Source organism: Collimonas sp. GW821-FHT07E08, assembly GCF_059418905.1.
Map to the genome: position 1 here is coordinate 34,467 of NZ_JBWKQR010000020.1, position 13,206 is coordinate 47,672.

At 62.9% G+C, this 13,206-nt stretch carries 15 protein-coding genes; 11 read left to right on the plus strand and 4 right to left on the minus strand.

Annotated features, from left to right (window positions below; genetic code table 11):
- The first annotated feature begins 95 nt into the window (after window positions 1-95).
- The 11 genes from flgB (at window position 96) to flgL (ending at window position 10,705) form a co-directional block, all read left to right on the plus strand.
- A complete protein-coding gene (gene flgB, locus AC07RZ_RS21505) occupies window positions 96-503 on the plus strand; it encodes a flagellar basal body rod protein FlgB (protein WP_092398888.1) in 408 nt (135 codons plus the stop codon).
- Window positions 504-534: 31 nt separating this feature from the next.
- Entirely contained in the window at window positions 535-960 is a 426-nt protein-coding gene (flgC, locus tag AC07RZ_RS21510; RefSeq protein WP_494669516.1) for a flagellar basal body rod protein FlgC, read from the plus strand.
- Between the two features lie 78 nt (window positions 961-1,038).
- Window positions 1,039-1,698, plus strand: a complete 660-nt coding sequence (locus tag AC07RZ_RS21515; protein ID WP_092398884.1) for a flagellar hook assembly protein FlgD — start codon at window positions 1,039-1,041, stop codon at window positions 1,696-1,698.
- A gap of 78 nt (window positions 1,699-1,776) precedes the next feature.
- A complete protein-coding gene (flgE, locus tag AC07RZ_RS21520) occupies window positions 1,777-2,979 on the plus strand; it encodes a flagellar hook protein FlgE (RefSeq protein WP_092398882.1) in 1,203 nt (400 codons plus the stop codon).
- Window positions 2,980-3,031: 52 nt separating this feature from the next.
- Window positions 3,032-3,778, plus strand: coding sequence for a flagellar basal body rod protein FlgF (locus AC07RZ_RS21525; protein WP_092398880.1), 747 nt, complete (start codon window positions 3,032-3,034; stop codon window positions 3,776-3,778).
- Between the two features lie 34 nt (window positions 3,779-3,812).
- Window positions 3,813-4,595, plus strand: coding sequence for a flagellar basal-body rod protein FlgG (gene flgG / locus AC07RZ_RS21530; RefSeq protein WP_014004932.1), 783 nt, complete (start codon window positions 3,813-3,815; stop codon window positions 4,593-4,595).
- An 11-nt stretch (window positions 4,596-4,606) separates the two neighbouring features.
- Complete coding sequence (locus AC07RZ_RS21535) at window positions 4,607-5,275, plus strand: flagellar basal body L-ring protein FlgH (protein WP_494669517.1); 669 nt, start codon at window positions 4,607-4,609, stop codon at window positions 5,273-5,275.
- Window positions 5,276-5,277: 2 nt separating this feature from the next.
- Window positions 5,278-6,417, plus strand: coding sequence for a flagellar basal body P-ring protein FlgI (locus AC07RZ_RS21540; protein ID WP_494669518.1), 1,140 nt, complete (start codon window positions 5,278-5,280; stop codon window positions 6,415-6,417).
- Between the two features lie 7 nt (window positions 6,418-6,424).
- On the plus strand, window positions 6,425-7,366 hold the full coding sequence (flgJ, locus tag AC07RZ_RS21545) for a flagellar assembly peptidoglycan hydrolase FlgJ (RefSeq protein ID WP_494669548.1): 942 nt from the start codon (window positions 6,425-6,427) through the stop codon (window positions 7,364-7,366).
- Window positions 7,367-7,477: 111 nt separating this feature from the next.
- On the plus strand, window positions 7,478-9,451 hold the full coding sequence (gene flgK, locus AC07RZ_RS21550; protein WP_494669519.1) for a flagellar hook-associated protein FlgK: 1,974 nt from the start codon (window positions 7,478-7,480) through the stop codon (window positions 9,449-9,451).
- A 42-nt stretch (window positions 9,452-9,493) separates the two neighbouring features.
- A complete protein-coding gene (gene flgL / locus AC07RZ_RS21555; protein ID WP_342831082.1) occupies window positions 9,494-10,705 on the plus strand; it encodes a flagellar hook-associated protein FlgL in 1,212 nt (403 codons plus the stop codon).
- Window positions 10,706-10,736: 31 nt separating this feature from the next.
- Here flgL and AC07RZ_RS21560 read toward each other — a convergent pair whose 3' ends face one another.
- The 4 genes from AC07RZ_RS21560 to fliP all read right to left on the minus strand — a co-directional run bounded on the left by AC07RZ_RS21560 (window position 10,737) and on the right by fliP (window position 13,189).
- The gene (locus AC07RZ_RS21560; protein WP_494669520.1) at window positions 10,737-11,246 is read right to left on the minus strand and encodes a hypothetical protein; all 510 of its coding nucleotides are present in this window, start codon (window positions 11,244-11,246) and stop codon (window positions 10,737-10,739) included.
- 104 nt (window positions 11,247-11,350) lie between these two features.
- Window positions 11,351-12,145 carry a flagellar biosynthetic protein FliR gene (gene fliR / locus AC07RZ_RS21565; protein WP_494669521.1) on the minus strand — a complete coding sequence of 265 codons (795 nt, stop codon included), beginning with the start codon at window positions 12,143-12,145 and terminating at the stop codon, window positions 11,351-11,353.
- Window positions 12,145-12,414 (minus strand): flagellar biosynthesis protein FliQ, encoded by a 270-nt coding sequence (gene fliQ / locus AC07RZ_RS21570; RefSeq protein ID WP_041743011.1) that lies wholly within the window; start codon window positions 12,412-12,414, stop codon window positions 12,145-12,147. Before fliQ ends, fliR begins: the two co-directional genes overlap by 1 nt.
- A 13-nt stretch (window positions 12,415-12,427) precedes the next feature.
- On the minus strand, window positions 12,428-13,189 hold the full coding sequence (fliP, locus tag AC07RZ_RS21575; protein ID WP_494669522.1) for a flagellar type III secretion system pore protein FliP: 762 nt from the start codon (window positions 13,187-13,189) through the stop codon (window positions 12,428-12,430).
- Between the last annotated feature and the right edge of the window lie 17 nt (window positions 13,190-13,206).

Sequence of the window (13,206 nt, forward strand, 5' to 3'; positions counted from 1 at the left end):
TTGAGGCCGAATCAGCCGCCTGTTCCGCTGATTGCCGCCGGCGCCCGCTACCTATAATCGCTTTCATCAAAAGGTCTGTTGAGGGTAGGTACAAGATGGTAGACAAACTGGATGCAGCACTGCGCTTTCAGCAGGAAGCGCTGAACCTGAGGGCGCGCCGGCAAGAGGTGCTGTCGTCGAATATCGCGCACGCCGATACGCCCAATTACAAGGCGCGCGATTTCGATTTCAGCAGCAGCCTGACGCAAGCGATGGCGCAAGGCCGGCAGGCGCAGCCGGTGTCGATGGCGACCACTTCCGCGCGCCACATCCAGGGCGAGGCCATGGCCGCCGGCGAGCCGGATTTGCTGTACCGAGTGCCGACCCAGTCCAGCATCGACGGCAATACCGTGGAGATGGATGTCGAGCGCGTCAATTTCACCGACAACGCGGTCCACTACGAATCCGGCCTGACCGTCATCGGCGCCCAGATCAAGTCGCTGCTGTCGGCGGTGCAGCAATGAATTTCCAGTTTTAGCCAGCGAGGATCAAGCCATGCCGTCCAATGTATCCATGAATATTTTCGACGTTGCCGGTTCCGCCATGAGCGCGCAATCGCAACGCATGAACGTCACCGCCAGCAACCTGGCCAATGCCGACAGCGTATCCGGGCCCGATGGCCAGCCCTATCGCGCCAAGCAGGTGGTGTTTGCGGTGGCGGCAGGAGACCAGCAGGATCCGGTCGGCGCCGTCGGCGGCGTGCAGGTGGCGGGCGTGGTGGAAGACCAGTCGCCGCTGCGCATGGTGTACGACCCCAAGCATCCGCTGGCCAACGCCAGCGGCTACGTCACCATGCCGAACGTCAATGTGGTGGAAGAAATGGTCAACATGATTTCCGCTTCGCGCTCTTACCAGGCCAATGTCGAGGTGCTCAATACCGCCAAGAACATGATGCTGAAGACGCTGACCATCGGCCAGTAGCAAAGCACCGATAGCAGTTCCGATTTGAACGATTAATCCGCGGCCGCCTCGGCGGCGCCGCTTCAGGAGAAAACCATCATGGCAGTATCGGGAGTTTCAACCGACAACAGTGCAGCAGGAGCGCTGGCAGGAGCCGTGTCCAGCAGTTCCGACCAAGAGCAGCGCTTCCTTAAATTGCTGGTCACCCAGCTGAATAACCAGGACCCGCTGAATCCGCTGAACAATGCGGAGCTGACTTCGCAGCTGGCGCAGATGAGCACCGTCAGCGGCATCGAAAACCTGAACAGCACGCTCAATTCGCTGGTGGCGCAAACCGGCTCCAGCCAGACCTTGCAGGCCGCCTCGCTGATCGGCCATACGGTGCTGACGCCAGGCAGCAGCGTCGCGCTCAAGGATAGCGCCGCTACTTCCTTCGGGCTGGACATGCAAGGTGCGGCCGATACGGTCAAGGTCACAATCACCGACGCCGCCGGCAATACGGTGCGCACGATCGACGTCGGCGCGCTGCCGCAAGGCACCAAGACCTTGTCTTGGGACGGCAAGAACGATACCGGTACCGCGATGGGCGACGGTGCCTACAAAATCAGCGTGGCTGCTGCCGTCGGCGGCAGCGCAGTCGCTGCGAACACGCTGACGTACTCGCAGGTTGCCAGCGTGGCGCAGACGGCCAGCGGCGTGACGTTGAACCTGGGCGCGGCCGGCACGGCGGCATTGAGCGACGTTAAGCAGTTTCTATAAATCCGGCTTTTTTCATTATTTTTCCGCAACCCGGAAGCTGAAAAAAATGCTGCAAATTGATTTCAAAAGGAGTGGACCATGGGGTTTCAACAAGGCGTAAGCGGATTGAATGCAAGTTCCAGCAATCTCGATGTGATCGGCAATAATGTCGCCAACTCGGGCACCGTGGGCTTCAAGGCGGGCAGTGTCCTGTTTGCCGATGTGTATGCGGGTTCGCGGGTCGGCCTCGGCACCCAGGTGGCCGGCGTTTCGCAAAACTTCACCCAGGGCGCGGTGCAGACCAGCACCCGTGCGCTGGACGTGGCGATCACCAACGGCGACGGTTTTTTCCGCCTGGCCAGCCCATCCGGCGAAGTGTCCTATTCGCGCAACGGCCAGTTCACTATCGACAAGGATAACTACATCGTCAATTCCGGCGGCCTGCGCGTGACCGGCTACCAGGTCGGCGCCAATGGCAGCATCGCCGGCGGCACACCGGCAGCCTTGCAGTTGCCGGCCGCCGCGATGACGCCGAACGCCACCACCAAGATCAATGCGCAATACAACATCGATTCGCGCAGCACGGTGCCCGTCACCGCGCCTTTCAACGCGACAGATTCCACCAGTTTCAACTACCAGAACGCGGTGACCGGCTACGATTCTCTGGGTAATCCGCATGAAATCACGAATTTCTTCGTGAAGACCGCGGCGAATGCCTGGGATGTCTACCAGACCGTCGACGGCGGCGCCAGCAGCAATATCGGCTCGTTGACCTTCGATACGGCCGGCAAGATGCTGACGCCTGCCGCCGGCACCCTGGCTCCTGCCGCAGTACCGCTGGCAAACGGCGCGGCGCCGATGAACTTCACGATCAACCTGACCGGCACCACGCAGTTCGGCAACGACAACGCGGTCGCCAAGCAGACCCAGGACGGTTATACCTCCGGCAGCCTGACTGCGTTCGCCATCAATCCGGACGGCACCGTAACCGGCAAGTACTCGAACGAACAGACCAAGACCCTGGGCCAGATCGTCCTCACTTCCTTTGCCAATCCTGACGGCCTGCAATCCAAGGGCGGCAATGTCTGGGCTGAAACCGCGGCGTCAGGCCAGCCGCTGGTCGGGACGGCGGGCGCCGGCACCAAGGTTGGCTCCTTGACTTCGGGCGCGCTGGAATCGTCCAATGTCGACCTCACCGCCGAACTGGTCAACATGATCATTGCGCAGCGTACCTACCAGGCCAACGCGCAAACCGTAAAGACCCAGGACCAGGTCATGCAGACCCTGGTGAGCATGCGCTGATGATGGATTTTTTCGTCATTAGCGCGGCGGCGGGAACCGGCCGGGAGAACCCATGGACCGCATGATCTACATCGCCATGAGCGGCGCCAAGCAGGCCATGGAGCAGCAAGCGTCGGTGGCCAGCAACATGGCCAATGTCTCGACACCCGGTTTCCGCGCGCAGCTGAACAATTTCCGCGCCGTGCCGGTAGTCGGCGAGGAAGCGGCGACCCGCGCGTTCGTGGTGACTTCAACGCCCGGCGCCGACATGAGCACCGGGCCGTTGACCGAAACCGGAAGGCCGATGGACGTAGCGGTGCGCGGCGACGGCTGGCTGACGGTGCAGACCGCTGACGGCGGCGAAGCGTATACCCGGGTCGGCAACCTGCAGGTAGGCGCCGACGGCCAGCTGATGACGATGGACAAGCTGCCGGTGATCGGCGACGCCGGACCGATGGCGGTGCCGCCCGGCGCCGCGGTGATGATATCGACCGACGGCCTGGTGAGCGCCATCGGCGCCGGCGATCCGGCTACCAACGTGGCCCAGGTCGGCCGTTTGAAACTGGTCAATCCGGCTGCCGGCGATTTGCTGCGCGGCGACGACGGCTTGTTTCGCATGCGCGCCGGGGCCGCCGCGCCGGACGCCGATCCGGCGGTGACGCTGCAGACCGGCGTAGTGGAAGGCAGCAATGTCAACCCGGTGTCGGCGATGGTGGAAATGATCGCCAACGCGCGCAGTTTTGAAATGCAGATGAAGGCGGTCAAGAGCGCCGATGAAAACGACCAGCGCGCCAACCAGCTGCTGAGCATGAGCAGCTAAAGCAGCCAATCCATTTTTCGACAGGAATTTCACCATGATACGTTCCCTTTCCATCGCCAAGAGCGGGCTCGATGCGCAACAGCAGCAGCTCGACGTGATATCGAACAACCTGGCCAACGTCGGCACCACCGGCTTCAAGCGCAGCCGCGCAGTGTTCGAGGACCTGATGTACCAGAACCTGCGCCAGGTAGGCGGCCAGACTTCGGACCAGACCAACCTGCCGTCCGGCCTGCAGATCGGCACCGGCGTGCGGCTGGTGGCGACCGAGCGGATCCATACCCAGGGCAACCCGACCAAGACTGACAATACCAAGGATGTGGCGATTACCGGCGACGGTTTCTTCCAGGTGCAAATGCCGGACGGCACCACCGCCTATACGCGCGACGGTTCGTTCCAGTCCGACTCCACCGGCCAGCTGGTCACCGCCAGCGGCTACCCGGTGCAGCCGGCCATCACCATTCCGCAAAACGCCACCAGCATGACCATCGCCAAGGACGGCACGGTATCGGTGACCCAGGCCGGCAGCACCGCCAGCGTACAGGTCGGCCAGATCCAGCTGGCGACGTTCCTGAACTCGACCGGCTTGCAAAGCAATGGCGAGAACCTGTACACAGAAACCAATGCTTCCGGCACCGCCAATCAGACCACGCCGGGCCAGAACGGCGCCGGCACGCTGAGCCAGGGATATGTCGAATCGTCGAACGTGAATGTGGTGGAAGAACTGGTGAACATGATCCAGACCCAGCGTTCTTACGAAATCAACAGCAAGGCGGTCACGACTTCTGACCAGATGTTGCAGCGCCTTACGCAGTTGTGATGGCGGCGCCGATGAAATATTGCACCAGGTGCCTGCTGCCGGCGGCGCTGCTGCTGGCCGGCTGCGCGCAATTGCCGCGCGAGCCGCTGGTGCAGCAGCCGATGACCGCGCGCGCGGAAGTGCGGCCGGCGGCGCCGGTGAATGGCGCCATCTACCAGTCCGGCTTCAGCAGCCAGGCCTTGTTCGAAGACCGGCGGCCGCGCAATGTCGGCGACATCCTGACCATCATCGTCAGCGAAAACGTCAACGCCAGCAAGAATTCGGCGGCCAACGCCAGCCGCAACGGCAGCACCAGCAGCGCGCTGGCGGCGATACCGAAGATTTTCGGCGGTCTGTTCGGCAACCTGGATGCCGACGCCAAGGCCAGCAACGCATTGACCGCCAAGGGCGGCGCCAATGCGGCCAATACCTTTAACGGCGTGATCACGGTGACGGTGACCGAGGTGCTGGGCAACGGCAACCTGATGGTCAGCGGCGAGAAGCAGATGATGATCAACCAGGGTACCGAATTCATCCGCTTCTCCGGCGTGGTCAATCCGCGCACGGTGAGCGGCAACAATAGCGTGGCCTCGACCCAGGTCGCCGACGCCAGGATCGAATACAGCGCCAAGGGTTATATCGACGAAGCGCAGACCATGGGCTGGCTGCAGCGTTTCTTCCTCAACGTCTTACCGTTCTGACCATGCGATCATCATTCCAGTTTCTTTTGCGGCGCGCGCGGCGCAGCCGCGGCGCCGTCTTCCTGTCGCTTTGCCTCGCCTGCGCCGTGTCGCCGGTGCAGGCGGAGCGGCTCAAGGAACTGGCCAGCATCCAGGGCGTGCGCGACAATCCGCTGATCGGCTACGGCCTGATGGTCGGCCTCGACGGCAGCGGCGACCAGACCATGCAGACGCCGTTCACCACCCAGACCCTCAACAACATGCTGTCGCAGCTCGGCATCTCGATGGCGCCCGGCACCAACATGCAGCTCAAGAACGTGGCGGCGGTGATGGTGACCGCTACCTTGCCGTCGTTCGCCCGTCCGGGCCAGAACATCGACGTCACCGTATCGTCGATGGGCAACGCCAAGAGCCTGCGCGGCGGCACCCTGCTGATGACGCCGCTCAAGGGCGCCGACGGCATGGTGTATGCGATCGCGCAGGGCAACATGGTGGTCGGCGGCGCCGGCGCCTCGGCCAACGGCAGCAAGGTGCAGATCAACCAGCTCAGTTCGGGCCGGATTCCTGCCGGCGCCATCGTCGAGCGCGCGGTCAGTGCGCCGCTGGGCGATGCGAATAGCTTGACCCTGGAACTGAATGTCTCCGATTTCGGCACGGCGCAGAAAGCCGTCGAGGCCATCAACCGCAGCTTTGGCGCCGGCACCGCCAGCGCGCTCGATGCGCGCGTGATCCAGGTCGCCGCGCCGGCGCAGGCGGAAGCGCGGGTCGGTTTCCTGGCGCGTTTGGAAAGTCTCGACATCACGCCGGCGCAAGCGGTAGCGCGGGTAGTGATCAACGCCCGTACCGGCTCGGTGGTGATGAACCAGACCGTGCGCGTGCTGGACTGCGCGGTAGCCCATGGCAATTTGTCGGTAGTGATCAATACCCAGCCGGTGATCAGCCAGCCTGGACCGTTCTCGGGCGGCAGCACAGTGGTGGCGCAAACCTCGCAAATCCAGCTGAACCAGGCGGGGGGCGCCTTGCAGGTAGTCAAGAACGGCGCTTCGCTGGCCGATGTGGTGAAAGGCTTGAATACGCTGGGCGCCAATCCGCAGGACCTGGTTTCCATCTTGCAGGCGATGAAAGCCGCCGGCGCCTTGCGCGCCGAACTTGAAATCATCTGAGGCCGGCATGAGCGTCTCCGGTCCCATCAACAGCAGCCGCAGCGGCGACCTGGACCAGCGTTTTGCGCTGGATGTGCAAGGCGTGGACGCCTTGCGCCGCACTACCAGGAATTCGCCGCAAGACGGCTTGAAACAGGTATCGCGCCAGTTCGAAGCGATGTTCATGCAGATGGTGTTGAAGAGCATGCGCGAGGCAACGCCGTCGGACGGCATGTTCGATAGCCAGCAGGAAAAAATGTACACCTCGATGCTGGACCAGCAGCTGGCGCAGAACCTGTCCGGCCGCGGCCTTGGCCTGGCCGAGGCGATGCAGGCCCAGCTTAGCCGCGCCGTCGACCAGTCGCCGCAGCAGCCTGCGGCGCTGGGCAAGATGCCGGCCGCCGATCCGCTTCCCGGCCAGCCGGCAGCCGCGGCTCCGGCAAATCCCGGCGTTGTGCAGAACCTGTCTCTGTACGACGCCGCTGCCGGTTCCGGGCGCGGCGCCGGCGGCAATCCGCAGGCATATGTCGATCAGTTTCTGTCGCGCATGAGCGCGCCGGCGCAAGCCGCCAGCCGCAGCAGCGGCGTGCCGTCGCAGCTGATCCTGGCGCAGGCCGCGCTGGAATCGGGCTGGGGCAAACGCGAAATCAAGGGAGAGGACGGCAGCAGCAGCCACAACCTGTTCGGCATCAAGGCCGGCAAGGGCTGGAAAGGCGCGGTGGTGCAAGCCGTCACCACCGAATACGTGGACGGCCAGCCGCAGCAGACCAAAGCCTCGTTCCGCGCCTATGCATCGTATGAGGAAGCGTTTTCCGACTATGCGCGTTTCCTGGCCGGCAATCCGCGCTATGCGCAGGTGCTGGCCACGCGCGATCCGGCCGAGGCTGCGCACGGCTTGCAGCGCGCCGGTTACGCCACCGATCCCCAATACGGCGAGAAGCTGGTGCGCATCCTCAAGCAGATACTCTGATTTTTTTGCGCGGAACCGGTCATATCCCTCAAATTTCCCGGGCTGCTGCCGTTATACCTCAAGTGAGCCTGGCAGCGACGCCGGGCAGTTGCTTTCTAAAAGGAAGATTGTATGGCGAACAGCTTGTTTTTCACCGGGCTCAGCGGACTCAACGCGGCGCAAGCGGCATTGGTGACCACCGGCCACAACACGGCCAACGTGAACACGTCCGGCTATAGCCGGCAGATGGCGCAGGTGGTGTCCGCCGGCGGCACATACACGCCCAGCGTCGGCTTCTTCGGCAACGGCGCGCAGGTGGTCGACGTCACCCGCAGCTACGACCAGTTCCTGAGTTCGCAGCTGAATCAGGCGCAGTCGACCAACCAGGCGCTGGCGGCTTACTCGACCCAGATCAACCAGATCAACAACCTGCTGGCCAACCAGACCACCGGCCTGGCGCCGATGCTGCAGACCATGTTCAAGGGCGTGCAGGCAGTCGCCAATACGCCTGCCGACTCCGCCGCGCGCCAGCAGCTGATCAGTTCCGGCCAGGCCCTGGCCAACCAGTTCCGCACCATGAGCCAGGTGCTGACCGGCCTCAACGCCAACGTCAACGACCAGATTTCCGGTTCGATCGACCAGATCAATACCTACGCCACCCAGATCGCCAGTATCAACAAGCAGATCGCCTTGCTCAGCAACGCTGCCGGCGGCCAGGCTCCGAACGATTTGCTGGACCAGCGCGACAGCCTGGTGAACAGCCTGGGCCAGCTGGTGGCGACCAAGGTGGTGGTGCAGGACGGCGGCCAGTACAACGTATTCATCGGCACCGGCCAGACCCTGGTGCTGGGCGACAAGGCATCGACCCTGAAGGCCGTCACCTCGGCGGCCGATCCCAGCCGCACCTCGGTGGCCCTGGTGAACGCTGCCGGCGTCGCGGTTGAAATGCAGGACAGCGTGATCAGCGGCGGTTCGCTCGGCGGCCTGATGCAGTTCCGCAACCAGACCCTGGGCGAGGCCCAGAATGCACTGGGGCGGATGGCGATCGGCCTGGCCGATACGTTCAACGCGCAGCACAAGCTGGGCATTGACCTGAACGGCGCCGCCGGCCAGGATTTCTTTTCGCAAGCCAGTCCGGCGGCGACCGCCAATTCCCGCAACACCGGCAACCTGCTGGTCACGCCGTCGTTCAGCGACACCAGCCAGCTGACCACCAGCGATTACCGGGTCGATTTTGTCAACGTCGCCGGCACGCCGCAATATTCGGTGACCCGTTTGTCCGACAACAAGGTGCTCGGCAGCTATCCCAGCTTGCCGGTCACTTTCGACGGCGTATCGCTGCAGGCAACCAGCGGCACGTCGCAAATCGGCGATTCCTTCCTGGTCCAGCCGACCCGCACCGGCGCGCGCGACCTGACGGTGACGGTGACTGACCCGGCCAAGATAGCGGCGGCTTCGCCTATCGTCACCGGCAAGACGGCCACCAACCAGGGCAGCGCCGGCATCAGCGCCGGCAAGGTCGACGCTTCGTACCTGCCGGCACCGCTGGCCAGCCCGCTGACGCTCAAATACGACAGCACCACCACGCCTGCCAGCCTGTCAGGCTTTCCGGCCGCCGCCGCGGTGACCGTCACCAACCCGGACGGCACGGTGGTCAACTATGCAGCCGGCGCCGCCGTCACGTATACCGACGGCGCGTCCTACAGCTTCAGCGGCATCAGCGCCACCATCAGCGGCAAGCCGGTGAACGGCGACACGTTCACCATCGGGCCGAATACCGGCGGCGTTTCCGACGGCAGCAACGCCTTGCTGCTGGGCGCCTTGCAAAACAAGAAAACCCTGGCCGGCGGCACCGCCAGCTATACCGATGCGTATGGCCAGCTGGTCAGCAGCATCGGCAACAAAGCCAACCAGGTCACCATCGCCAATACCGCGCAAACCAGCCTGGCGGCGCAGATCAAGGCGGCGCAGCAGTCGGTGTCGGGCGTCAACCAGGATGAAGAAACAGCCAACCTGCTGATGTACCAGCAGATGTACCAGGCCAACGCCAAGGTGATCCAGACGGCCTCGACCATGTTCGACGCGATCCTGGGGATTGTTGCTTAACCGGCGGCCGGACCTCGCAAGACGATAAACAAGGAAAACAAGATGCGTATCAGTACCCAGTCGTTTTATGACCAGAGCCTGTCCGCGATGGGCTCCCAGCAAACCAGCCTGTTGCGGGTGCAACAGCAGATAGGCGCCATGTCAAAAATACTCACGCCGTCCGACGATCCGCTGGGCGCGACCCGGGCGCTGAGCGCATCGCAGTCGATTTCCCTCAACGATCAATATTCCACCAGCCGCGCCCAGGCGTCGCGCACGCTGGGCCTGGAAGACAATGCGCTGCAAAACGTCACCACGCTGCTGCAAAATATCAAAGGGCTGGTGGTGCAGGCCGGCAACGGCACCATGACCGACGCCGACCGCGCGTCGGTCGCCACCACCTTGCAAAGCAATTACGACCAGCTGCTGGGCCTGGCCAATACCGACGACGGCAACGGCCAGTTCCTGTTCGCCGGCTTCAAGAGCGGCAGCGCGCCGTTCGTGCAGCAGGCCGGCGGCGGCGTGCAATATGTCGGCGACCAGGGCCAGCAGCTGCTGCAGGTCGACATCTCGCGGCAGATGGCGGGCACCGACGACGGCCGCAGCATTTTCCAGACCGCGCAGACCAGCTCCGGCTACGTCACGACTTCTGCCGCCGCCAACAGCGGCGACGGTGTATATGGCGCTACCTCTGTGATCGACGCCACCAATCCCGATTTCGGCAAGAATTTTTCGATCAGCTTTACTTCAGCCACGACGTTTACCGTGACCAATTCGGATACGCCGCCGGTGGTGACGGCAGGCACTTATACCTCCGGCACGCCGATCCAGTTCGGCGGCTTGCAAATCGTGCTGACCGGCGCCCCTGCCAGCGGCGACAGCTTCAATGTCAACACCGCAAAGAATGCCAATCCGGACATGTTCGGCGCGCTCAGCGACCTGATCGGCGCCCTCAAGACGCCGATCGACAACGGCACACCTGCAGCCAAGGCACAGTTGCAGAATTCCTTGAGCACGGCAAACGTCAAGCTGTCCAACTCGCTCGACAATGTGCTGACGGTGCGCTCGTCGGTGGGCTCGCGCATGCAGGAACTGGATACCCTCAACACCAATGGCGACGCCCGCAACCTGTCGGACAAGAGCTATCTGTCGGATATCCAGGACCTGGACTACAGCAGCGCGATTACCGAGCTGTACCAGCGGCAGATGGCGTTGCAGGCGACGCAGCAGACTTTTGTGCAGATCCGCAAGATTTCGCTGCTGAATTACCTGTAAGCTTATTGCTTGCAAGCCTTCCAGGCCGGGATCAGAAAACCTTGACTTTCAGCTGGAACGACAGGGCGCCATACAGCCTGTCCTTGTAGCTCGGGATAACCGCCAGGTTCAAGCCGACGTTCTTGTATTCGACGCTGGCGACCGGGATCGCGGCCAGGAACCAGTCGCCGCGCCGCATCTTCGGATAGCCGTTGAATCCCCCGGCCACCAGGCCCAGGTGCACCGGCCCGATATATACGGGCTGGTAATACACGCCGACATAATTCGAGTATTCGCGGTCGCTGTTGTAGAACCTGCCGGCAGTGGCCGACGCCACGGTCGAAAACCGGTATTCGGCGCCGAACCCCAGGTTACTGCCGTTCAGTCCTTTGTCGCGATTGAAATGATAGGAATAGAAGCCGGCATTGAGCCATGTTTCACTGAGCGGCTTGTTCTCCAGCAAACCAATCAGGTCGCCTTGTCCTGCATGGGCGCTGGCCGGGGTCAAAACCGAACAGGCCGCAAGAATGAGTGTTGCTCGCCATCGGGTCAGTTTAAGCATAGGTATCCTGTGTGTGAAGATGCAACGTAGGTCGGCGCGGATCAAATCCCGGGCTATTTTGGCATAACCGTCCCCTCTTTTACTGGCAGCCGGCCCGACTTGTCTCATGGCCGCAACGCTTGCGCCAGGTGCAGCATGTTTGCCAGGCCAAGCGCGAATTCCTGTTCCAGGAATGGCGCCAGGTGCGGCATCAGCTGCTGCAGCATCAGGATCCCGCCCAGCAGCGTCAACGGAAAGCCGACGGCGAAGATGCTCAGCTGCGGCGAAGCCCGGTTGAGGATGCCCATCGCCAGGTTCAGGGTCAGCAGGGCGGCGACCAGCGGCAGCGCCAGCATCAGGCCGGCGGAAAAGACGTTGGCGCCGGCCAGCGCCAGGAAATGCCAGCCTTCCGCCGCCAGCGGCGCATCTGAAATCGGCAGGACGTGGAAACTTTCGACCAGGGTGCTGATCACCATCAGGTGGCCGTCGACCGCCAGGAAGATCAGCATCGCCAGCATGTTGAGCAGGCTGGCCAGCACCATGGTGTTGCCGCCGCTGTTGGGATCGAAAAAAGAGGCGAAGGACAAGCCCATCTGCAGGCCGGCGTAGTCGCCGGCCGCTTGCACCGCGGCGAACACCAGCCGGATGGAAAATCCCATGGCCGAGCCGATCAGCACTTGCTGGATCAGGATCCAGACGCCGCCGGCCGAGACCAGCGGCACGGCCGGCATGGCGCCCAGGGTAGGGGCGATGGCGATCGCCAGCAGCGCAGCGAGGCCGACCTTGACCTGGCGCGCTACTTTTTTTTCACCGAAAATGGGGCTGGCGCTGATCAGCGCCAGCATCCTGACGAATGGCCATACAAACGCCACTATCCAGGCGCCCAGCTGCGCGGACGTGACCGACAGCACCGGCGGCATCAGCCAACCAGCTGCGGAATGCTGGAAAACAGCTGGCGCATGTAGTCCAGGATGGAATTGAGCATCCACGGCCCGGCGATGACCATGGTCGCGCACACCGCGAGCAGCTTGGGAATGAACGACAGGGTCATTTCATTGATCTGGGTGGCGGCCTGGAACAGGCTGATGATCAAGCCGCTGACCAGGGCCACCAGCAGCAGCGGTGCGCCTAGCAGGAGCGTCATTTTCATGGCCTGGTAGCCGAGCGCCATTACCGATTCGGGAGTCATTTTTTGCGCAACCTCAAGTATAGAAACTTTGGGCCAGGGAGCCGACCAGCAGCTGCCAGCCGTCGACCAGCACGAACAGCATCAGCTTGAACGGCAGCGAGATGGTGGCGGGCGGCACCATCATCATCCCCATCGACATCAGGACGCTGGCCACCACCAGGTCGACGATCAGGAACGGGATAAAGATGGTGAAGCCGATCTGGAACGCGGTTTTCAGTTCGCTGATGACAAACGCCGGTACCAGTATCCTGAGCGGCACTTCTTCCGGTCCCTGCATCTGCGGCGTCTGCGCCAGCCTGGCGAACAGGGCCAGGTCGCCCTCGCGGGTCTGCTTCAGCATGAACTGCTTGAACGGCTGGATGCCGCGCTCAAGCGCCTGTTCGGCGCTGATCTTGTTGTCGGAAAAAGGTTTGTAGGCATCGCTGTAGGCTTTGTCGAATACCGGCGACATCACGAAAAAAGTCAGGAACAGCGCCAGCCCGACCAGGATCTGGTTGGGCGGCGAACTCTGGGCGCCGATGGCGGTGCGCAGCAGGCCCAGCACGATGATGATGCGGGTGAAGCTGGTCATCGCCAGCAGCAGCGCCGGCAGGAAGGACAGCGAAGTCAGCAGCAGCATGGTCTGGACGCTGAGCGACCAGGTCTGGCTGCCGCCGGGGCCGGTGGTGCTGGTGATGCCGGGCAGCGCCTGGGCGGCGGCGACGGCAGGCAGCACGGCCAGCAATAGCGCTGTCAGCAGTTTGCGGTGTTGCGCGAGGAAGGAGAGAGGACGCATTCTGCCGATCGGTTCTT